The sequence below is a fragment of the Bradyrhizobium sp. AUGA SZCCT0158 genome (genome assembly GCF_018130065.1).
Classification (GTDB): Bacteria; Pseudomonadota; Alphaproteobacteria; order Rhizobiales; family Xanthobacteraceae; genus Bradyrhizobium.
On record NZ_JAFCME010000009.1, the window covers coordinates 1 to 21,037 of the forward strand.

23 protein-coding genes are annotated in these 21,037 nt (G+C 61.6%); 11 read left to right on the forward strand and 12 right to left on the reverse strand.

All coding sequences use genetic code 11. The annotated features are described in order from the left end of the window. Nucleotides 1-762: 762 nt before the first annotated feature. Genes JQ574_RS14600 through JQ574_RS14615 form a run of 4 tightly spaced genes read left to right on the forward strand, consistent with a single transcriptional unit; the run spans nt 763 to nt 2,732 of the window. A complete protein-coding gene (locus tag JQ574_RS14600) occupies nt 763-1,524 on the forward strand; it encodes a carboxymuconolactone decarboxylase family protein (RefSeq protein ID WP_212206906.1) in 762 nt (253 codons plus the stop codon). Between the two features lie 20 nt (nt 1,525-1,544). Continuing rightward, nucleotides 1,545-1,937: a DUF1330 domain-containing protein gene (locus JQ574_RS14605; RefSeq protein WP_212206913.1), complete on the forward strand. Its 393-nt coding sequence runs from the start codon at nt 1,545-1,547 to the stop codon at nt 1,935-1,937. Then, the gene (locus tag JQ574_RS14610) at nt 1,934-2,311 is read left to right on the forward strand and encodes a cyclophilin-like fold protein (RefSeq protein ID WP_212206915.1); all 378 of its coding nucleotides are present in this window, start codon (nt 1,934-1,936) and stop codon (nt 2,309-2,311) included. Before JQ574_RS14605 ends, JQ574_RS14610 begins: the two co-directional genes overlap by 4 nt. A 25-nt stretch (nt 2,312-2,336) precedes the next feature. Then, nucleotides 2,337-2,732 carry a putative quinol monooxygenase gene (locus JQ574_RS14615; RefSeq protein ID WP_249119351.1) on the forward strand — a complete coding sequence of 132 codons (396 nt, stop codon included), beginning with the start codon at nt 2,337-2,339 and terminating at the stop codon, nt 2,730-2,732. A gap of 18 nt (nt 2,733-2,750) precedes the next feature. Here JQ574_RS14615 and JQ574_RS14620 read toward each other — a convergent pair whose 3' ends face one another. Then, nucleotides 2,751-3,644, reverse strand: coding sequence for a LysR family transcriptional regulator (locus JQ574_RS14620; RefSeq protein ID WP_212206917.1), 894 nt, complete (start codon nt 3,642-3,644; stop codon nt 2,751-2,753). 253 nt (nt 3,645-3,897) lie between these two features. Here JQ574_RS14620 and JQ574_RS14625 point away from each other — a divergent pair, with 253 nt between their 5' ends. The 4 genes from JQ574_RS14625 (at nt 3,898) to JQ574_RS14640 (ending at nt 7,184) form a co-directional block, all read left to right on the forward strand. Next, the gene (locus JQ574_RS14625) at nt 3,898-4,293 is read left to right on the forward strand and encodes a cupin domain-containing protein (RefSeq protein WP_212207161.1); all 396 of its coding nucleotides are present in this window, start codon (nt 3,898-3,900) and stop codon (nt 4,291-4,293) included. Between the two features lie 141 nt (nt 4,294-4,434). Continuing rightward, entirely contained in the window at nt 4,435-4,845 is a 411-nt protein-coding gene (locus JQ574_RS14630) for a cyclophilin-like fold protein (RefSeq protein WP_212206919.1), read from the forward strand. Between the two features lie 86 nt (nt 4,846-4,931). Next, nucleotides 4,932-5,648 carry a dihydrofolate reductase family protein gene (locus JQ574_RS14635; protein ID WP_212383628.1) on the forward strand — a complete coding sequence of 239 codons (717 nt, stop codon included), beginning with the start codon at nt 4,932-4,934 and terminating at the stop codon, nt 5,646-5,648. A gap of 324 nt (nt 5,649-5,972) precedes the next feature. Further along, on the forward strand, nt 5,973-7,184 hold the full coding sequence (locus JQ574_RS14640) for an NAD(P)/FAD-dependent oxidoreductase (protein ID WP_212206920.1): 1,212 nt from the start codon (nt 5,973-5,975) through the stop codon (nt 7,182-7,184). On the opposite strand, the gene JQ574_RS14645 is transcribed toward JQ574_RS14640, so the two are convergent. Further along, nucleotides 7,181-8,845, reverse strand: coding sequence for a thiamine pyrophosphate-binding protein (locus JQ574_RS14645; RefSeq protein WP_212206921.1), 1,665 nt, complete (start codon nt 8,843-8,845; stop codon nt 7,181-7,183). The genes JQ574_RS14640 and JQ574_RS14645 overlap by 4 nt on opposite strands. 157 nt (nt 8,846-9,002) lie before the next feature. Here JQ574_RS14645 and JQ574_RS14650 point away from each other — a divergent pair, with 157 nt between their 5' ends. After that, entirely contained in the window at nt 9,003-9,257 is a 255-nt protein-coding gene (locus tag JQ574_RS14650; RefSeq protein ID WP_212206922.1) for a hypothetical protein, read from the forward strand. Nucleotides 9,258-9,379: 122 nt separating this feature from the next. Here the strand turns inward: JQ574_RS14650 and JQ574_RS14655 are convergent, their stop codons facing one another. The 7 genes from JQ574_RS14655 to JQ574_RS14685 all read right to left on the reverse strand — a co-directional run bounded on the left by JQ574_RS14655 (nt 9,380) and on the right by JQ574_RS14685 (nt 16,040). Continuing rightward, on the reverse strand, nt 9,380-9,937 hold the full coding sequence (locus tag JQ574_RS14655) for a hypothetical protein (RefSeq protein WP_212206923.1): 558 nt from the start codon (nt 9,935-9,937) through the stop codon (nt 9,380-9,382). Between the two features lie 19 nt (nt 9,938-9,956). Next, nucleotides 9,957-11,546, reverse strand: a complete 1,590-nt coding sequence (locus JQ574_RS14660; protein ID WP_212206924.1) for a M48 family metallopeptidase — start codon at nt 11,544-11,546, stop codon at nt 9,957-9,959. Between the two features lie 167 nt (nt 11,547-11,713). Continuing rightward, nucleotides 11,714-12,697, reverse strand: a complete 984-nt coding sequence (locus tag JQ574_RS14665) for an ABC transporter substrate-binding protein (protein ID WP_212206925.1) — start codon at nt 12,695-12,697, stop codon at nt 11,714-11,716. A gap of 87 nt (nt 12,698-12,784) precedes the next feature. Continuing rightward, a complete protein-coding gene (locus JQ574_RS14670; protein ID WP_312018266.1) occupies nt 12,785-13,597 on the reverse strand; it encodes a lytic transglycosylase domain-containing protein in 813 nt (270 codons plus the stop codon). Between the two features lie 738 nt (nt 13,598-14,335). Beyond that, nucleotides 14,336-14,821: a hypothetical protein gene (locus JQ574_RS14675; RefSeq protein ID WP_212206927.1), complete on the reverse strand. Its 486-nt coding sequence runs from the start codon at nt 14,819-14,821 to the stop codon at nt 14,336-14,338. Between the two features lie 571 nt (nt 14,822-15,392). After that, on the reverse strand, nt 15,393-15,812 hold the full coding sequence (locus JQ574_RS14680) for a hypothetical protein (protein WP_249119352.1): 420 nt from the start codon (nt 15,810-15,812) through the stop codon (nt 15,393-15,395). A 6-nt stretch (nt 15,813-15,818) separates the two neighbouring features. After that, on the reverse strand, nt 15,819-16,040 hold the full coding sequence (locus tag JQ574_RS14685) for a hypothetical protein (protein WP_212206928.1): 222 nt from the start codon (nt 16,038-16,040) through the stop codon (nt 15,819-15,821). 372 nt (nt 16,041-16,412) lie between these two features. On the opposite strand from JQ574_RS14685, the gene JQ574_RS14690 reads away from it, so the two are divergent. After that, a complete protein-coding gene (locus JQ574_RS14690; protein WP_212206929.1) occupies nt 16,413-17,045 on the forward strand; it encodes a LysE family translocator in 633 nt (210 codons plus the stop codon). Here JQ574_RS14690 and JQ574_RS14695 read toward each other — a convergent pair. Both JQ574_RS14695 and JQ574_RS14700 read right to left on the reverse strand, forming a co-directional pair. Then, the gene (locus JQ574_RS14695; protein ID WP_212383630.1) at nt 17,036-18,223 is read right to left on the reverse strand and encodes a patatin-like phospholipase family protein; all 1,188 of its coding nucleotides are present in this window, start codon (nt 18,221-18,223) and stop codon (nt 17,036-17,038) included. The genes JQ574_RS14690 and JQ574_RS14695 overlap by 10 nt on opposite strands. Nucleotides 18,224-18,256: 33 nt before the next feature. After that, complete coding sequence (locus tag JQ574_RS14700; RefSeq protein ID WP_212206931.1) at nt 18,257-19,081, reverse strand: 3-hydroxybutyrate dehydrogenase; 825 nt, start codon at nt 19,079-19,081, stop codon at nt 18,257-18,259. A gap of 168 nt (nt 19,082-19,249) precedes the next feature. On the opposite strand from JQ574_RS14700, the gene JQ574_RS14705 reads away from it, so the two are divergent. After that, nucleotides 19,250-20,146: a LysR family transcriptional regulator gene (locus JQ574_RS14705; protein ID WP_212206932.1), complete on the forward strand. Its 897-nt coding sequence runs from the start codon at nt 19,250-19,252 to the stop codon at nt 20,144-20,146. Between the two features lie 13 nt (nt 20,147-20,159). On the opposite strand, the gene JQ574_RS14710 is transcribed toward JQ574_RS14705, so the two are convergent. Continuing rightward, complete coding sequence (locus JQ574_RS14710; RefSeq protein ID WP_212206933.1) at nt 20,160-20,876, reverse strand: peroxiredoxin-like family protein; 717 nt, start codon at nt 20,874-20,876, stop codon at nt 20,160-20,162. Between the last annotated feature and the right edge of the window lie 161 nt (nt 20,877-21,037).

The following is a 21,037-nucleotide window of genomic DNA, read 5'->3' on the forward strand; positions in this document are numbered from 1 at the left end:
TGAGAGGGCGCAGGGAATGCCGGGTGCGCGCTGCACCCGCGGTCTCGTGTGCGAATAGTGCAAAGAAAGCTGCACACGAGCATACAGGGCAGCGGAGGCACTCCGACATTCCCTGCGCAATGGCTTTACGGCTTATGCCGTGCTCTCCCCGGAGACGAGTTCTTGGTTGACTCCGTCACTGCCGTTTCCGCTCACGCTTCTCCGACAGCTTGACGCCTGCAACGGGCGCCAGGACCACACGGTTTTGCCGTACGCTTAATCCACGCCGTCGTCAGACGTGAACCAGGCGTCCACCGCGACCCGCCCCTCGTTGTGACGATGGCCAACGCGCCCCTCTGAGTGGGACGGGATGGCGAGAATGTGCCGGTGATTTGGGTGGAAGGAAAGCGAAATATTTTTGATTTTCGTAAATTTTCGACTTGACATGATTTCCGTAAATCAGAACTGATTTGCCCGTCGGGTTGATTTGTCGCACCCACCGCATCCATATCGTGGTTGCGCGCGAGGCGACTCAGTTCGCGGCGCGAAGGAACAGAGACAGGCATCCTCAGCCTACGCTGATTATTGCGCTGGACCGATAAGTCCATGCACATTTAGCAGGCTAATCGCATGGTGTCGGAAGCCCTAGATTGGGTCCATGCTTCATCACACAGCCATCACCGCTCGCGCGATGGTTGTTCTCTGCGCGGCGGGCCGCCGCCATGCTTCTTCGTAATTCAACGTGCGTGAACGCACGAAATCCCGACAACCACAGGAGATCATATGAAGGTTCTTGCCATGACACTTGCGTCACTGTCCTTATTTGCGTCATCCATGGCAGTAGCTGACCCGACCAAAGCGCGTGCTGATGTGGCGTCTGTAGCGCCTGCGCTTGAAAAATACCGGCAGGAAACGCTATTCGGCGATTTGTGGAAGCGTCCCGGCCTCAGCGTCCGTGATCGCAGTATCGCAACGCTTGCCGCACTGATTGCGCGCAATCAAACCACCGAGATGCCGGAGTATCTCAGCTTCGCGCTCGATAACGGCGTCAAGCCATCTGAAATCTCCGAAATCGTGACCCATCTGGCATTCTACGCGGGCTGGGGCAACGCGATGCAGGCGGTCGCGGTCGCCAGGGAAGTGTTTGCCGTTCGGAAAATCGCAACAGAGCAGCTTTCCCCGGCAATGCCAAAACTACTTGCCCTCAACGAAGCTGCCGAAGCGGATCGCGCGAAACGCGTTGGCGAGCTTTATGGCGCGGTCTTCCCGGGTGTTACGCAGTACACCACCGATGTCCTCTTCCGCGATCTGTGGCTGCGGCCGGGGCTTGCGCCGCGCGACCGGAGCCTTGTCACGATCAGCTCGCTGGTTGCCTCCGGACAGGTCGCCCAGCTCACCGGCCACGTCACCATAGGGATGAACAACGGGCTGACACAGGCCGAGATCGCAGAAGCCATGACGCATCTCGCCTTTTATGCGGGCTGGCCCAACGTGTTCTCTGCGATGCCGGTGGCCAAGGACGTGTTTGAAAAGCGAGCGCGCTGACGCGTTGCAAGAGAGCTGACATGACAACGAGAACAACTGCGCTGCTTGCGGCCGTCGCTTCCGTAGCGATCGGCACATTCGGAGCGGTCTTTGCTCAAACGCAAAGCCAGCCCAAGCGACCTGCCTTTTACATTTCCGAATTCGAGCTCAGCGATCCCGAAGGCATCAAACCCTACAGCCAGCAGGTAGAAGCGACGTTTGCGCCGTTTACTGGCCGCTATATCGTGCGCGGCGGACAAACCGCGTCCCTGGAAGGCGATCAGCCCAAACGCATTGTCATGATCGCCTTCGACAGCATGGCACTGGCACAAGCCTGGTATGACTCGCCGGCCTATCGTGCGATCAGGCCGATCCGTCTTCAATCGGCGAAATCCCGTGTCTATATCGTTGAGGGTGCGCCGGAGGTGCGATGAGCAAAGATACAAGCGCAGAAGCCTGCGTGCGCATCATCATTGGCGACACGTCGATTGAGGCAACCCTGGCCGACAGCGACGCGGCGCGGGATTTCGCATCCCTGTTGCCGCTCACGCTTTCCATGAACGATCTTTTCCGGCGCGAGAAGTTTGCAGCGTTGCCAAGGGCGATTTCCGAACGAGGCAAGCGCACACATGATTACGCGGTGGGGACCATTGGCTATTGGCCTCCCGGGCCGGACGTGGCGATCTTCTATCGCCATGATGGAGAACGCATTCCGGCGCCCGGCCTGATCGTTATTGGCAAGGTCAAGGCGGGAGTGGAAGCTCTCTCTGTGCGAGGCGCGATAAGTGCCACCATCAAACGGTCATGAGTGAAGCGTGTGGGAGGGGTGAACAATGAGCGTCAAGCAATCCCTGATCTTTGGTGTGACGGCCCTGCTGTTGGTGCTGTCGGGAGCGTCCGCCATGAGTGAGGAAAAATCAAAGCAACATATCCAGATCGCCGAAATCGTCGTCGATCCGGCCCAGCTCGATAGCTACAAATCTGCCGTGGCCGAACAGATCGAAGCCGCCATCCGGCTGGAGCCGGGTGTGCTTGTTCTCTATTCGGTATCCAACAAGGATAATCCCAGCCAGATCACGGTGTTCGAGATTTACCGGGACCGCGAAGCTTATCTTGCTCACCTGCAAGCACCTCACTTCCTGAAGTACAAGGCGACCGTCGAGAAGATGGTCAAATCGCTGAAGTTGATCCCGGTGGACCCGGTCGTGCTCGGCAGCCAGGCGAAGTAACAGGCGATGGCTTGCGACTCAGCTTCGGTGCCGTAACGCATCCACTACAAGGTTGAACGCTGCGGACGACTGTCGGCGGCTGGGATAGAACAGGTGATAACCCGAATATGGTTGGCACCAATCGCCAAGGACGCGCTTCAGGCGGCGGTTCGCCAGATACGCCTCCGCCATCTCTTCGGGAATGTAGGCCAGGCCGTGCCCCGCCAGAGCGGCATTCAGCGTTTGGATTGCGCCGTTGCAGGTCATTTGGCCGTCCACGCGCACCTTCAGCTCCCGGCCGCCTTTCTCAAACTCCCATGCGTACAACCCGCCATGTGAAGGAAGACGCAGATTGATGCAATTGTGGCTGATGAGATCCTGCGGTTTCTTCGGCTCGGGCCGCTTGCGGAAGTAAGACGGCGTTCCGACGACCGCCATGCGCAAATCCGGCCCGATGCGCACCGCGATCATGTCCTTGGCAACCTGCTCGCCGCTTCGTACGCCAGCATCGTAACCATCGGCAACGATATTGCTTAAGCCGTAGTCAACAACGATCTCGACTTTGATGTCGGGATACTTCGGTAGAAGCGAAGCGAGTTTTGGCAACAGGATCGCGTCGGCGGCATATTCCGTCGCGGTGATTCGGATGGTGCCAGCCGGCTTTTCACGCAACTCACGCACCGCTGAGAGCTCGGCGTCGATCTCTTCGAAGCGGGGACCAATGCTTTTCAGCAGGCGCTCACCTGCCTCTGTCGGGGCTACACTGCGGGTGGTGCGGGTAAGAAGCCGCACGCCAAGGCGCGCCTCAAGCTCGCGGATGGTGTGGCTGAGAGAGGATTGCGACACGCCCAACTGCAAGGCGGCCCTCGTGAAGCTGCGTTCCCTGCCAACGACCGAGAAGGCGAGAAGGTCATCGAGGTAGCCGCGCTGCATTTATCGCTCCTCATCATAAGTCCTTTCGGATTATAGCGGCTAGTCGAAAGACACGCACGGCTTATATCCGTGGACGAAACGACGCGTATTCGCGTGGCTGAGCGGGGATGAGCAAATGGAACGGGATTCAACCGGCTTGGAGTTAACGCGCAGGCATCTGCTTCGCCTCGTCGGCGGGTTGGCAGTGCTGGTCGGGTATCCGCCCGCCCTTGCTCAGCAGCCAATGCAGCAATCGATGGAAGGGAAAACGGCAATGAGGATTGAACGCAATGGTTCGCGCCCATCGACAAGAGGGGCGCAGGATTACTTCAGCGGTTCGGTCCGCGTCGAACCGGTCTTTCAAGTCGGTGATCCGATGCGCTTGAACGCCGGTAGCGTAACGTTCGAGCCCGGCGCGCGTACCGCATGGCATACGCATCCGCTCGGCCAAACCCTCATCATCACGGCCGGTCTCGGCTGGGTGCAAATCGAGGGCAGCCCGATCGAGGAAGTCCGGCCAGGTGACGTGGTGTGGTTTCCGCCCGGTGAGAAACACTGGCATGGCGCGACGCCCAACACCGCTATGACGCATATCGCGGTTCAGGAAGCTCTCAACGGCAAGAATGTCGATTGGATGGAAAAGGTGAGTGATGCGCAATACGGAAAATAGCGGTGCCAGGCACGTTGATCTTTGTGTCCCCGTGAAACGTAATCCGTGGGAGAAGCTTCAGGCGTTCTTCGATCGGTATCTCGTGGCCGGGGAAGCGCCAACCAAACGGAGGAGCCGCCGATGATCACAAGAGCACACCCCATGATCGTGGCGACCCTGGCAACGATCGTCGCCATCCTCGGACTGACAGGACCTCTCATGGCAAAGGAGCGCATTCTGATTTCCTCTGAGTGGGGCAAAGTCACTGCCGATCTGGCCGACAACGACGCTGCCAGATCGCTCGTCCGCATGTTGCCGGTTACGATCCAGATGCGCGATCATTTGCGCCAGGAGAAGACCGGCAATCTGCCTGCGCCCCTACAGGAGTCGGTGCGCCAAACACGGTTCTCCAAGGGGACGCTTGGGCTTTGGACTTCGGATCACTTCGTCATCTACTATAGCGATGGTCAGGTTCCTCAGCCCGGGATCATCATCCTTGGACAAGTGGCCGGCGACGTTTCGATGTTCGACCGACCCGGATCCGTCACTGTTCGGATTGAGCGTGCGCAATAGAAGCGGCCCTGCGAGGCTCGATGGGAGCGCGAACATACCGGCTATGTCTATCTCGGCGTTGGTACCCTTCAACAAGAAAGCGATTCATGCGACCCTACATCATCTGCCACATGAGCACGTCGATTGATGGACGCCTGCATCCCAGCCGATTCACCCGGGCGGCGCCGGGCATTTCGTGGGATGTTCTGCGCGCGTACCACGAAAAGATGCATGAACGCTTCGAGGCTGATGGATGGATCGTTGGCCGCAAAACCATGGGTGAAATGGCCAAGGGAGCCGAACGGAGCATTGCCGAAGCGTCGAAGGTGCCGCGTGAAGCGCATATCGCCGAACGCCATGGCCGCAAGCTCGCCGTCGCTATCGACCCATCGGGCCATGTCCACTACGGCAAGGACAATGTCGGCGGCGACCACGTCGTTGCGGTACTCGGTGAGCAGGTCTCCGACGCCTACCTCGCCGAACTTCGTGAAGATGGTGTTTCATATGTCTTCGCTGGCGAAAAAGGCGATGAGCTGTCACGGGCGATGGAGCAGCTGGCCTCGCTTTTCGGCGCCAGGAAGCTGCTGCTCGAAGGCGGTGGCAAGATCAATGGTGCATTCCTCAAGCACGGGCTTATCGACGAGTTCAGCACACTGATCTTTCCCGCGGTAGATGGCGTTGCCGGCACGCAAAGCATTGTCGATTACAGCGGGCCGGAGGGCGACCGTCCCGGTGCCGGGCAGGCGTTGCGGTTGACTCACTGCGAGGCGCTTGATGGCGGAATGGTCTGGCTACGTCACGCAGTGGAACGCGCGCCCGGGTAAGGGCCCCGCTCAGGATGCGCGGCAAAGCTTGTGCTTCAACTCGTAGGGTGGATTGATCCCAACGGGTCCGCGCAAAGCGCGGCCCGATGACAGGCTCCGCGGAGCAATCCATGCCTCGGCTTGAAGCAATATGGATTGCTTCGCTACGCTCGCAATGACGGAGAGAGGTCGCGCGAATGCGCGTCCGATGATATATTCCACGTAACCTACCGCCTGGTGAACGAAGATGGTGGGTTACGCTGCGCTAACCCACCCTACGAGTTTTGGCCCTTGATTCCGCTTCTCTCACGCGATTAGCTCCCGCCGAACGTCCGGGAGAATCACATGCCGCGCATTGTTGTTCTTGGTGCTGGATTTGCGGGGCTGTGGGCCGCTCTGGGTGCTGCGCGCAAGCGCGACGAGATCGGTGCGCCGGCGGCGGATGTCGAGATACTGGTCGTCGACCGCAACCCCTACCACAACGTCAGGGTTCGCAATTACGAGGTCGACATCGACGAAGCGGCGATACCGCTTGCCGAATTGCTCGACCCGGTTGGCGTCGAACACCGGGTTGCCGAGGTGCGGGCGGTCGATCCCGCCCGGCAGCAGGTGAGCGTCACCACGAATAGCGGCAGCGAGACCATCGACTACGACCGGCTGGTGCTGACGCTCGGCAGCCAGCTCGCGCGCCCCGCGATACCGGGGCTGGCGGCCTGTGGCTTCGATGTGGATAGTTATGCGGCGGCCGTCCGGCTCGAGGCGCATCTCGCCGCGTTGGGCGGGCAGGCGAGTGCCGAAGGCCGTGCCACGGTGGTCATCGTCGGCGCGGGCTTTACCGGCATCGAAGTCGCCACCGAGATGCCGGGCAAGCTTGAGAAGGCAGGTCTCACCGGCGAGCGGCGCATTATTCTCGTCGATCCCAATCCGGTGATTGGCGTGACGCTCGGAGAACAAGCGCGCCCGATCGTCAGTGAAGCGCTGGCGGCGCTCGGTGTGGAAACGCGGCTCAACGCAAGGGTCAGGGCGATCGATGCGAATACCGTCACGCTGAGCTCCGGCGAAGTCATCCCGACGCGGACGGTGGTGTGGTGCGGGGGAATGAGGGCAAGCCCGGTGGCTCAAACGATTGATGTCGAGCGCGATCGGCTTGGCCGCCTCCATGTGGATCAGTTCATGCGCCTCACCGGTGCGGCAAACATCTTTGCCGCCGGCGATGTGGCTTCCTGCGTCGTGGATGGCGAACATGCCACCGTGATGTCCTGCCAGTTCGCGAGGCCGATGGGCCGCTTTGCCGGAAACAACGTTGTCGCAGATCTGCTTGGGCAGCCGATGCTTGCCCTTGACATCGATTGGTATGTCACCGTGCTCGATCTCGGCGCCTGGGGCGCGCTGCATACCGTCGGATGGGATTGCCAGCTTCATGCCTCCGGCGCCGCCGCCAAGGCGACCAAGCAAATCATCAACCGGCAGCGGATCTATCCGCCGCGGAGCGGTGTAAGGGCGGATATTCTGGCTGCCGCCGCGCCGACGGTGCAGAAGCCGCCGGCCGTGCGCTAGCGCTTTCCTTCGATGGCGATCTCGACCAGATAAGGCCGATTTCCCGCCACAGCTCGCTCCATGACCGCGGCAATGTCACCGGCCTTTTCGACCCTGACGCCTTCGACGCCCATGCCGGCCGCCAGATGCACAAAATCGAGGTCCGGTCCCGTCAGGTCCATCTGCTGATAGGGATGCTGCGTGCCCGCCTCGAAGTTTTGACGCCAGACGTCCACATTGTGCTTGAGGATGCGATATTGCCGGTTTGAAAGAATGACAAACACGATCGCCAGCTTGTGGTGTGCCGCGGTCCATAGCGCCTGAATGCTGTACATCGCCGAGCCGTCGCCGGAGACGGCGACCACCGGGCGATCCGGCATCGCGACCTTCACCCCGATCGCACCGGAAAATCCCTGACCAATGCCGCCGCCGCGCCCGCCGAAATAATCACCGAAGCCGCGATAATCGAACGACCGCGCCAGGTCGAGACTGGCGGTGATGCTTTCATCCACGATGACGACATTGTCAGGCAGGCCGCGCCGGAGTTCGGCCGTCACCCGCGCCATCGAACTCGGCTCGCGGTTCCAGGCTTTCTCCAGCCGCGCCCGGTGCGCCTCCCGATCGCGGGCGCTCAACTCGGCCAGCGCCTGATTGCGGCGCGCTGCGGCGAGCTTGAATTCGGCGCTTTGCCGCGCGCTCACAATCCTTGCCAGCGAGGCGATGCTGGCCGCCATGTCGCCGATGATGCCGCCGTCGAGGCGGTGATTGAACGCCAGGCGCTCGGGCGATTCCTCGATCTGGACGACGACGGCGCCATCAGGGAAATGGCTGCCTTCCGCATACCAGATGTCCTCGAAGAACGGACCTCCCAGCAGCAAGACGAGATCGGCATCCGACAAGGCTTTGCGAACCTGCGCGGCGTCGGCCGGGAGCGATTGGCGGTAGTTCGGATGGCCGGTCGGAAACGGCGCATGGGCGCGCAACCCCTCGAACCATACCGGCGCACCGATCGCCTCCGCCAGTGCGACGAGCGCTTGGGAGGCCCCTGATCGGGCGACGTCATCGCCGGCAACGATGGTGGGCCGCCCTGATTTCAAAAGAAGCGAGGCGAATTCCTCGATCCCGGCAGGGTCCGGTTGTGACGAACGCCACAATTTATCTGGTGCGATCGCCTCGACGTCGGTTTCCTGCTCCAGCACGTTGATCGGAAGCGAGACGAAGACCGGTCCCCTGGGTGCATCGGTCGCAACCTTGAAGGCGCGGCGCAGCACGGGCGCGAGTTCATCCGCACGCTCCACCTGCACGCTCCATTTGGTGACCGGCGCCGCCATGGCGACGAGGTCGTGGCCCAGCACCGGGTTGGCCAGCCGCATGCGCGTATCCTGCTGGCCGGCGGTCACGACGACAGGCGAATTGGCCTTGAGCGCGCCGTAGATCGCGCCGATGGCATTGCCGAGGCCGGGAGCTACGTGGAGATTGGCAACCGAAGCGCGGCCGGTGGCCTGCGCATGGAAACTCGCCGCGCCGACCGCCACGCCCTCATGGAGGGACATGACATATTCGATCTGCGGATAGCTCACCAGACTGTCCAGCAACGGCGTTTCTGTCGTCCCGGGATTGCCGAAGATGTGGCTCACGCCATTCGACACCAGCGAATCCATCACTACACGCCGTCCGCGCATTACTTGCTTCCTTTCAGGTTCATTTTTTTGGACGATAACACGCCGGCAGCATCGTGAGCGAGCTCCCGGGCGCGCATGTGGGTTCCTCGCGGCGCGCTTGTTTTTGGAACTAACCTGGGTCAGGCTGGTTTCGTTTTCTCAACTGGAGAACGCACCGATGAAGCTGTTCGTGACGGCGTTCGCTGCTGCACTTGCAAGCAGCACCTTTGCGCTTGCTGACACCCCCGTGACACCGGCCGAGGCCGAGAAAATCAAGGCTGTCCTGGAAGGCCTTGGCTGCACGGGCGGCAAGATGGAAAAGGAAACCGAGGCCAGCAGCTATTTTGAAGTCGATGACGCCAAATGCAGGGATGGGCAGTACGACATCAAGCTCGACAAGGACTTCAAGCTGATCGCAATGACTCGCGACTAAGCTGGGACCAGTCCCGCAGCATGTAGGATGGGTTGAGCTCTTCGCGAAACCCATCATTTGCTGTCCGCGAAGAAAAGATGGGTTTCGCGAAGGGCTCAACCCATCCTACGTACTATCTCGCATCAAAGGCCAAGCGTGACCTCGGCCCAGCGCATCACCCTATCGCCGTTGAGAAACTCGATCACGCTGGGCTCGGTCGCCGCCGGCCGGTCGTGGCCGAGCACGGCGGTTGCGGCGATCATGTCGCAGCGTTCGTTGAAGACGACCGATATCGCGGTTTTGCCGGGCGGATTGCGGGCGTTGAGCGCGTAGGCGCGGCTGCGGCCTTTCATCCACGCAATGCTGACCGGACGACCGGCACCGAGCGGCGCAACGTCGCCGACGAGAACAAGATCGCCCATGCGGTCCAGATCTTCATCATCGGCGACGCCGGTCGTGCAATTGCAGAACCCGATCTTGGCACGCAGATAGAGGCTCACCTCGGCGCCGCAGTCAGCCGCCTTGCAGCGGAACGCCTTTCCCTTGCCCCACTGATCGATGGGGAATGGCCAGGCCACCTCGGTCCATACCGGCGCGGTCGCAGTTGCGGCGGCGTGCCGTGGCAGACCGGACCACGCCAACGCCGCCGCGAGTACGCACCCCAGCGAGGCTGCTGCGACGGCGATAGCTACCCTTTTCATTGCACCACCGTTCTGCTCGCTAGTTGCCGGCGAGATAGGTCTTTGCCGCCGCTACCTCGCGCCGCTCCGTGTCGGCGTTCGCCGCGAGCGCCATGAGCTGCTGATAGTTCTGCCGCGCCGCCGCCTTGTCACCGAGCGTGTCGGCCGCCTTGGCAGCCCCGGCGTAGCCCTGGAAGCGGTTCGGCTCCTTGGCCTTGGTGGCCTCGAATGCCACAAGCGCCTCCTTGGCCATGCCGCGATCGAGCAGCATGAAGCCATAGAGCTCGCGCGCCGGTGCCAGCGGACCTGGCGTCACCACATGTTTCTCGGTCAGGTCCTCGGCGTCCGCTGCCGCACTCATGGCCTTGAGAGCCTCGTCGTATTTGCCCTCCGAGTGAAGCACCCAGGCAACGGCGACCTGATGCTGGATGTCGACGATCTGCGACCAGTAATTATCCTTGGCGTCGCGCAATTTATCGCGCAATTCCGCGAGCTTCTGGACGTCGGCCTTGGCCGCTTCCGGCTTGCCGGAGCGCGCCGCGCCGATTGCGCGCGCGAAATGCGAGATCGCCATCGCGTAGTTCAGGCCGCTCGGCCTGACCGATAGTTGCGAGGCCGCGTCCCAGTCGCCGCGGTCGATCGCATAGCGGGCTGGCGAGGCCGCCAGCGCGTAGTCGGCGGCCGCGACCGTCGCCTTGAAGTCGGTCTCCTTGATCATGTCGTCTATGACGGCGCGCGCCTGCTGGTCCTGGGCGAGCTGAAGATGGGCATAAACCATGTAATCCTGCGCGTGCAGGTAGTTGCCCACGGACTTCTCGGACTTCGCGGCTTTCACGGAGGCGGCGTTGGAGGCGATCGATTCCTTCCAATAGCCGACGCGGGTGTAGATATGCGACGGCATGTGCTGGGCGTGCGGCGCGGCCGGCGCGATCTTGGCGTAGCGGTTGGCGGCGTCGAGGCCTTTTTGCGCGGTCGCCGGATAGTCGTAGAGGTGGATCAAATAGTGCGTCACGCCCGGATGCTGCGGCAGCCGTATCGACATCGGCTCCAGGATTGCGGCGCCCTTGGACTGCTGCGCGTAGGTCTTGTCCTTCAAATCCGCCGACGTGTTGAGCGTGATGGCGTAGGCAATCTGAGCCTCGTCATCGTCTGGATATTTCGCCGCGATGTCGGCCTGCTTGTCGCGCAGCGCGCGCATGCGCTGGGCATGGGGGATCGTTTCGTGGTCCGCATACATCACCATCATCGCATCGATGTAGTCGCGTTCGCGCTCGGTCTTGGCCCCGATCTCCTTCGCTTTGGTGATCGCGGCGAGGCCGGGCGCAAGATTCGGCCGCGGAATTGCGGCGTGCGGATTGTCCATCATCGTGAGCGCGATGCCCCAATAGGCCATGGCGCATGACGGATCAGCCTTGATGGCCTCCTCGAAGATCTCCTTGGCGTTGGTGTACCAGAACGAGTGCTGATATCGCATCGCGCGATCGAAGCGGCGCTGCGCAACATCGTTGCAGGATGTTTTGAAGTTCACGTTGCCGAGCTGCTGATCGACGTCGTCTTGCGCGGCGACCAGCGGCTGAGACGTTGAAAGCATAAGAGCCGCGACGGCGATACCGAATGGAGACTTCCGCATGGATTTCCTCCCCTGGCTCATCTGGCAAGAATGGCTGTACTATACGACTTTCATCCCTTTGCCGTAACACTTTGCCGTAACCACCGCATCATGGCAGCGCAATTGACCTTTCGGGCCCCCTCCCGGGCAATGGGCCTGGATGGGCCTCGGCGAGACGCTGTTGGGCTTCACTCGATCAGCTGATCCGCGAGCACAAGGATTGTCGGCGGGAATGTGAGCCCGAGCGTCCGGGCAACCCTGACGTTGACGATCAGCTCGAACCTCGTCGGCAACTGGATCGGCATCTCCGCCGGCTTCTGGCCCTTGAGAATGTTGTCGACATAGCTTGCAGCGCGACGGAACAGGTCGGCGAGATCGGCGCCATAGCTGAAAAGCGCGCCGGCCCGCGCGATTTCGGCATGTTCGCCGATCACGGCAATGCGCAGGTCTGCCGCGATCCGGCAGATGTCCGCCATCATGGCCACCGTCAGGAAATCGCGGATGACGATCATGGCTGTGCCGCCGTCGTCGGCGAGCTTCTTGATCTGCTCGGTGAGTTGCACGGCGGACGGCGCACTGAGCCCGAGGCGTACCGGCTCGATACCGGCGCTCCTTGCATCCGCCATGGTCTGCGAGCCCCAGGCGCTGAAGGTGGGATCGGTGGCGTTGTGCATCACGCCGAGTTTCTTCAGGCCGGGCAGGATCTCCTTCAGCATTTCGATGCGCTTGGCCGAAATCTCCTCGCCGAACGCCGAGAAGCCGGTCACGGTGCCGCCGGGCCGGGCCAGACTCTGGAACAGTTCGGGGTCGCTCTGCACCGCCGGCAATGCCACCGCGACCACGGGAATATTCGTCTTGCGCACGATGGCCCGCGCCGCGGCCTGGCCCGGCGAAAGAAACACATTCACCGGCAGCGCCACCAGCTCGTCGATCATGGCGTGCCCTCGCGCGACGTCGCCGTTGGCGCTGCGCGCATTGACGATGATGGTGCGTCCTTCGACGTGGCCGAGCCCAACCAGCGCCTTGCGAAAAGCGCCGACCGTCACGTCGTCGACGTCGGCATTGGCAAATCCGACAAAGCCCACGATCGGAATGCGCTGCTGTGCCCGCGCTGCCAGCGGCCAAGAGGCCGCCACGCCGCCGACCAGCCGGATGAACTCGCGTCGCTTCATGGCCGGCCCCGCGCTCGATGGTTTCACCCGATGGTAAGCACTTTTCGGCGGGGGTCCAAGAGCGGCCGGAGCTATCGGGAAAGCGATCTAGATGCCGCGCATCTTGTGATCGGCCCAGTTCTTGAGATCGCGTACCGTCAGTACCGCGAGGAACGGGTTAGCCCTGACAAGTTTCTGGCGCGTGGTTCGACCGGTCGCGTCAGCGGCGGCCATGACGGACGCGGCGTCGGCATGTTCGGCGCCGGACAGCAGAGCCACGGCGCCAGCCGGTCCGGCAAAATAGGCCAGATAAAGCGAACCGGAGGTGAGGGGCAGACCGCGTTTATTCAGTGTCCTGGCATATTGCTCGAGCAGCCGCGCAATGATCTCCCGCGTAAGCTCGACGTCCTGCCGCAGCTCCAGCAGTTCTTTGTCGCTGCGGCCCTTGATCAGATCGCGGCGATGCTTTCGGATGGCTTCGAGCCATGTGTCATCGAGAAACTGACCAGCCCCTGTGGCGCTGGAAAGCTTGTTCTTCTTAGTCGCAATTCCCGCCGATTCGACCTTGATGATGCGTTCCACCAGAGCCTTGACGTCGATTGACTCGATTGTCTGCCGGTTTGAATGCGCACTGCGAAAAATGTAGGGGCCTGCGACTGCGGCCAACGCAATCGCCACCGCTAACAAGATGGCGATGATTGCCAAGTTGAACGAATCTCGCGATCTGTCAGGAGCGCCCCGCTCGTCCGGGCGCGGCGGCCTGATTTCGTCCACACGCGCTACCCTCGTTGGCGTAGGAGCGAGGTCGGCCGGTTCGGCGCCGGCCAACACGACATTGAACGAAGGCCATTGCGCTAGGTCTGGCATCGGGAAGACAAGTTCAATGCTTGCAGCAGACCATCGAAAGCGTTCGGACGACACGGCCTGGCCTCGCCGATCGGTTTCGGCCGGGCCATCCTTGCCGCCTTGTTGGGATTTGTGGATTGAGGCCTGGGTCTGTCAGGCTCCGTGTATTTGGGTCGAGGTCGCAACTTTCCGGCAACGTGCTTCTTGCCGCCTGCAGCGCTCCCAACGGTGCCCGGATTGGTTTCTGGAGTTAAGGCCGCCGTCGTAGCCGGCGGCGGTGTTGGTTCGACCGATGAGATCGGCTGAACCGGTGCTTCATGCTGCAAACGGTGGATCTCGCGCCGGTCAGCCGTCTCCAGGGTGTCGCCTGTTACGCTGACGTCGATGGTCACTTGCTCGAACCGATCTGGCGCACTTGTCTTCGTGCGTCGCGGTGTCCCCAGCTCCATGATGGTCAGTGCGCTGAGGCCAACAACGATGAGACCTGCCCTCATCATGATCTACTGTTCCAGGACGAAGATGCTTGCCCCGAGCCGGGGAAATAATCTGCCCAACGTCGCAGAACGATTTCTAAGGTCCAATGCGGCGGGTTAGCGGCAGAATTGACTTGCGCGCAGCAGCGGCGAAGTAAGTCTGACAACAGGGTTAATACGCGGAGGCGCGAGTAGACGCGCGATCGATCCATTGGCCGTGGCAATGATCCAGCCGTTGCCCGGCGTAGATCACCGCGTTCATCTTGGGAACTTAGAGGCGCCGGGGGCGGGCCCGTGTGCTCGGCATGGGGGCACGGCGATGGTGTCGCTGCGCTGAGGCTCAATGAAGGTTGAACAGCTCTCTCACCAGCTGCCCGGAAATGATATTCGCGAACGACAACCTGGTAGGCGGTGCGGCCGGTGCCGGGCTGCTACTCGGGGCCACAGGCGTGTTGGTTTGCGTATGGGGCGACGACGGCTGTCTGGCTGCAGCCTCCTTCACCAGCCTCTTCGTGGCCTTTGGCTTGGTTTTTTCCACGCCGGTAACCGACGCATGAGAAGTTATCGGCGCGTATGATTGTGCTTGCGGGGGCGGCGCGTCCGGTATGGCTTCGGCGGCCGGCGCTGGCGGCGGAACGATCGTCGGAAGGTTGGTGTCGATGACGATCCGTTCCGGCGGCTGCTGCAGAGAAGCGATCCGGATGACCGGCCTGTTAACTTCGTCACCGGCCGGCTCCGCCAAAGGTTGCGGAAAGAACCAGTTGGCCACGAACAGCAACACAAGCAACGATGCGCCGACCCAGGCAATGTATCGTCCGAGAGGCATAACCATCTCCGCCACAGAACCTGACGGAGAGCAAACGCCGTAATTCCTGACAGTCCGTAACTGAACGTGGTTACTGCCGGAATTGCTGTTGCCGAGTTCGATCACAAACTTCTGTGATCTACTCGGTGTAGATTTGATGGGAGTTCGGCAGGTCCGGGAATTGACTGCCTGCTACCGATGAACCGGCATACGCGCATACCGCGATGACGAGCGCCCTGATGATCGTGAACATTTGCTGCCTCTTTCTTGTTGGAGGCAGCCTAGGACGGATTCGTTTCGGACGGCTTAGGGAAGGTGGTTTTCACGTCCTTGATCGAGTTGGTAAACAGTCTGCTTGCATCCATTTTCCGTTCGCCCAGCCACATCGGTCGGCGCGGCCTTGATATGGGCAAGGCTGCCACAATCGTGACAAAGCTCGATCGCAGTGCACATCATGCGCCGCTGTGCAGCGGCGCAGCCCGCGCCGCGCCGCATCAGGATCGCTGGCGCTTCTCCTGTCGCGGCGCAGTGGACCGTGGGCCAAGGACTTAGGCCAAGGAGGACTTAGGCCAAGGACTTGGGGCAAATCTGTTCAATGCCACGTCGGCCTGAACGATTTAGCCACCGCCAGCGCAGCCCACTCGTCGGTTTCCAAAGCAATTTTCTGTGCCAGCATGACGTCGCCGGGCACCAGTGGCTGGTTTGGCACAAAACACCAACCGGCTTTCGGGCGCCCATATTGGTCTAGTTCATGAATATTTGTCGCGGTGCCATAACAGATCCGGTATCGCTTGCCGCTTTGGCAGCCCGTGACCTCGAAATACCCGTATTTGTTGAACTGAACCAGTTGTTCAGGCGATAGCCATGCTTGCAGCAACCTTATGCCGCGCACCTCCCTTTGAGGGCAGCCCAATTCCCGATATTGAGCCCGCAGCAATTGCCAGCGGTTCGCGCTATCCGCCAGCAATTGCCTGATGTTACGGACCGCGTTACGTAGCGTTGTCTGCAACATGAGACGCTAACCGCCGACCAGCCTTGGATAAAACAGGGTTTCTTCGGCTTTCGGATCGAACCTGCGGGTTATCGTCGGATCGCCAGAGGAAGTTCTGATTGCCGCTGTGAAGCCGGCGCCTGTGAGCTGTTCGAAGCGCCTTTCCGCTTCAAGCAACGCCTTCGCGTCGTTCGCATCAAATTCATGGCGGGTATCGCCGGTGTGGTCCATAACGATTTGGGTTGCCATTGCAAACACTCCTTGGGGTTCGCACCATCAGCAAATCTGCAATGGCAGAAGTTCCGAAAAGTTCCAAAGGCTCGCCAAAATACAATTGTCGCCCGCCGGCCGGTTCAGAAATGGGCGATTCATTTTCGAAATGCGGGCAGGGAGCAATTTTCCGCTGCGCTGGTCGAAATTGTTCACATTCCGAACGGGGAGCGGGCCCTCAGGGTAATTCGCGTCGCTTTTGGTGCAAGTAGAGGCTGGGTGGGCGGCTACCCAACTGCTAATGAAATGGGCCTGCCTCCGTCATAGCCATCACCGGCTGGCACACCCGACAGGGTGTCGCTTGACCTCACTACGCACGCTTGGACCTCACTACGCATATGGATGCGAATAATGACCTTGACGACCTATTTGCTGTACCTGGCCGCCGTGGCCGTGTTGGTGCTGTCACCCGGCCCAACCATGCTCACCTGCATGACGACGGCCCTGAACGAAGGCAAGTCAGGCGCGCTGGCGGCCGCGGCTGGCAGCATCAGCGCCGTCCTCGGCGTCATGGCGCTTTCGGCGCTGGGCCTCGGTGCATTGCTCGCGGCATCGGAGCTTGCCTTCACCGTGGTCAAGGTGATCGGGGCGATCTATCTCATTTGGCTCGGCATCAAGACGTTCGGCAACACCGCGGAAGCCGTCGATATCAAGAGCGCTCCGGCGGACAGCGGCCGGCGCTTGCGCACGCACTATGTCAGGGGCCTCCTGGTCGGGTCGAGCAATCCCAAGGCCATCCTGTTCTTCACCGCGTTCTTCCCGCAGTTCCTCAACCCGGCCGAGCCGTTCGCCGCGCAATATTCCATCCTCACCCTTACCTTCATCGCATGCGAATTCAGCGTGCTGGCGATGTGCGCCTTCGGCGTTTCCGCGATCGCGCCCGTCCTGCGCTCCAGCTGGCACATGCGCTGGATCAACAAGGTAACAGGTGGGCTGTTCGCGACGATGGGTGGCCTGTTGTTATTCAGCCGGCGTCACGCCTGACAACGAAAATTCGGTGTCAGGCCGTCACTCGGCCGCCTCCGCCAACAGGTCTGCTCGTGCAGGACAACGCCCGACAGCGGATCGAATTCGCCGATCCACGGCTTGTGTTCGAGCACCGCCCTTGTGTGGCGATAGCCGGCGTCCCAGCGTTGCAGGATGCCGGATGGGCTGAAGTCGATGTCCTTGGTGTGGTCTTCGCGGGCGAGCTGCGGAGCGAGCAGCCGCACCACATGCATCCGGGTCGGGCAACCATAGCTCGCCAGTTCCTTCACCGCTTCGCTGTTGCGCTCGGACTCCGGCAGGCGCGCGGCGAGCTGATTGATGACGTGGCGCAGCCGATGCGCCTGCTGCTGGCGCGCGACGTGGCTGGCGATGCGGCTGGAATACTGCACGTCCTTGTGCCGATTCAACACCTCCGCCATCGTGGTCGGCTCGCTGCCTGTCGGATTCCAGAGGTGTACGGCGAAGATCAGGGAATTCCGGCGCGGGTTGTCGTCGAACACGGCCTCCGTCGGCGTGTTCGATAGAATGCCGCCGTCCCAATATAACTCACCGTCGATGCGAACGGCCGGGAACGCCGGAGGCAACGCGCCGGACGCCATGATGTGCTTGACGCCGAGCTTGCCATCGCGGCTGTCGAAATAACGCATCTGGCTGGTGCGGACATGCGCCGCGCCGACCGTCAGCCGCGGCCTGCACTGATTGACGAGGTCGAAATCGACCAGTTCGGTCAGCGTGCGCTCCAGCGGCGCGGTCGAGTAATAGCCGGCCTGATCGGCTCCGAGCGGATAGAGGTCGCCGGCATGCGCCAGCGGGTTCGGCCTGAAGAAGCCGGGAATGCCATGGGTCACGGTCGACCAATAGGACAGCTTTTCGTTGAAGCCCGGAAAGATGTCGCGAAGAGGCCAGAGCGTGTTCTGCTCCATCTCCTTCCAGAATTCGCGCAGCCGCGGCAACCGCTTCTGCGGTGAATTGCCCGCGATCAGGCCGGCATTGATGGCGCCGATCGAGGTCCCGATGATCCAGTCCGGCTCGATGCCGGCTTCGTGCAGCGCCTGATAGACGCCGGCCTGATAGGAGCCTAGCGCGCCGCCGCCCTGCAACACCAGCACGACCTGGCCCGGCTCGGATTTCGCGAGCGACTTCAGCGTTGAGAAACCGTCCCGGACGTCGTTCATGTCACGCTCCTTTGCTTGGTTATGTTCGGCACGTCAGTGCGCGGTCCAGCCGCCATCAACCGGCAGCGCGATGCCGGTGATCGATGCCGCGGCGTCGCTGGCGAGGAAGACGGCCAACGCACCCAACTCCTCGACTGTCGCGAAGCGCTTGTTTGGTTGCTGTGCCAGCAGCACGTCATGGATTACCTGATCGCGGGAGATGCCGTGCGCCCTGGCCTGGCCGTCGATCTGCGCTTCAACCAGCGGCGTATAGACGTAACCCGGACAGATCGCGTTGCATGTGATGCCTTCTTCGGAGGTCTCCAGCGCGGCGACCTTGGTCAGCCCGACGATGCCATGCTTGGCGGCGACATAGGCCGCCTTGAAGGGTGATCCGACCAGTCCATGGGCGGAGGCGATGTTGATGATGCGACCGAACCTGTTCTGGCGCATCGCCGGCAGGGCGAGCCGAATGGCGTGAAACGCGGATGACAGATTGATCGACAGGATCGTGTCCCATTTCTCGACCGGAAACCGGTCGATTGGCGCGACATGTTGGATACCGGCATTGTTGACGAGCACATCGAGCCGGCCGTGCCCGGCGATGACAGCCGCGATCATCTCGGCGATCGCCTCCGGCCTCGTCATGTCGGCGGCGGAATAGCTGACCTGGACGCCAAAATCCGCCTCGATCTGGTCTTTGGTCCTGGCGAGCTCCGAGGCGACCCCCAGACCGTTCAGCATCACCTCAGATCCGGCCTCGGCGAGTGCCCGCGCTATCCCGAGGCCAATACCGCTGGTTGACCCCGTGACCAGCGAGACCTTCCCGGCGAGCGGCCGCGTGGCCTTGGTATCCCGCGCCTTTACCTGAATGTTCATGACGGTCCCTTTCCTGCGGCCTGATGGGCTGAAACCTGCAGGATGGGCGCCGTGTTTTGAAATGCCCTTTGGCTTCCTACACCATAGGCTCCCGCTATCGCGGTTTGAGTGTCATTAGGAGCCTTGATCGGCTAGTCTGCGTGCCAGATAGATCGCGGCAGCACGATCATGGAAATGCATCAGGTACGATACTTCCTCGCCGTCACGCGGACGCTGAATTTCACACGCGCCGCTGACGAGTGCAACGTCACACAGCCATCGCTGACGCGGGCGATCAAGCAGCTCGAGGCCGAATTGGGCGGCGACCTGTTCCGCCGGGAACGGCCGGCCGCGCAATTGACCGAGCTCGGCCTGCGGATGCACCCGCTGCTACAGCAATGCTATGACGCCGCCAGCGGCGCGCGCATGCTGGCGTCGTCGTTCAAGAGCGGTGAAATCGGGGCGCTTCGGATTGCGCTCAGCCACTCGGTCGATTTGTCGATTCTGGTGCCGTTTCTCGACCAGATCAGGCGGCAGTTCAGCCAACTCGAATTTCGTTTCTTGCGCGGCAACAGCGAGGAAGTAGGCGAGTATCTGAAGAAGGGCGACGCCGAACTCGGCATCGCTGCCGAACTCGGCGGCGACTGGGACCGGCTGGATACCTGGCCGCTGTTCACCGAGGATTTCGATCTTGTCGTCAGCCGGCGGCATCCGCTGGCGGAGCGCGACACAATCAGTTTCAACGACCTGCGGGCAGAGCAATGGTTGTCGCGAAATTACTGCGAACATTCCGCTTCGCTAAGCCGGTCGCTTCGCGAGCATGGGGTTGCGGTTGATCGCAACCACGAGATTTCGTCGGAGCGCGACCTGATTGAACTCCTGGAAGCCGATATCGGCGTCGCCGTGGTTCCTCACACCGCTTCGCTTCCAACCACCTTGAAACGCGCTCCGGTCGAGGGACTGGAATCGCGCCGCACGGTTCATCTCTATGGTGTCGCCGGGCGTGAGCGCACGGCGGTCGCGTCCGCCGTCATGAGGATGCTGCGCGGTTCGGACTGGCAGCAATTCCTGAGCAGGATCGCCTAAGCTTAGCGATGTCTTAGCGATCCTCGCTGGCGGTTCGAACCGCAACCAGCAGTTCGTCGATCTCCATTCGCTTGCGGAAATCGGGATCGACGAAGCGGGCCTTCACCAGCCCGTCGCGGCCGACCACGAAGGTCGCGGGAATCGGCAGCATGCAGCCGTCATTGCCGTGAAAATCCGACAGGTCCAGATAGGAGAGCAGTTGCTGGATCTCCGTTCCAAGCCAGATCGCAAGATTGAGCGACAATGCATAGCCGTTGTCGAGGTCGGTCAGCACCGGGAAGGGGGCGCCGGCCTCGGATTTGAAGCGCTCGGCGTACTTCTGCGTTTCCGGCATAATCGCGACAATCTGTCCGCCCAGCGCGCTGATCTCGTCCTGAGCCTGCATGATCGCCATCACGTTCAGCCGGCAGTAGGGACACCAATGGCCGCGATAGAACATGACGATGACCGGCCCGTTGCCGATCAGCGATGTCAGGCTGACAAGCCGGCCGGTCTCGTCCGGCAGCATGAACGGCGGCATCACCTCGCCCGGCTGCGGCGCGTTCTCGCCGCCGCCGTTCTCGTGGATTCGCGCGACCAGACGATCGACCGCCTCGCTGTAGGCAGGAAAGAAATCGCGACCGGCGGCGGCATAGGCTTGCAATCGGTTACCGAGCGAACCCTCCATGTCGCGGCAGCGCTGAAAGGCCTGCCGGAGGCGTTCGGCGTTGGCAGGCGAAAGCTGGGTCATGTCGTACTCCGGCCGGTCGGTTTGACTTGATACTATTTTCCAGCGCGGGCTGCCCGCAAGGGGTGGCGCTGACCCATCAGAGGGTGGATTGCCCCGCGTATGAAATGCCGTCGCCCAATGGGTTTGATAGCCGCGGCGTATCGAGCCGGGCACGCATAGCG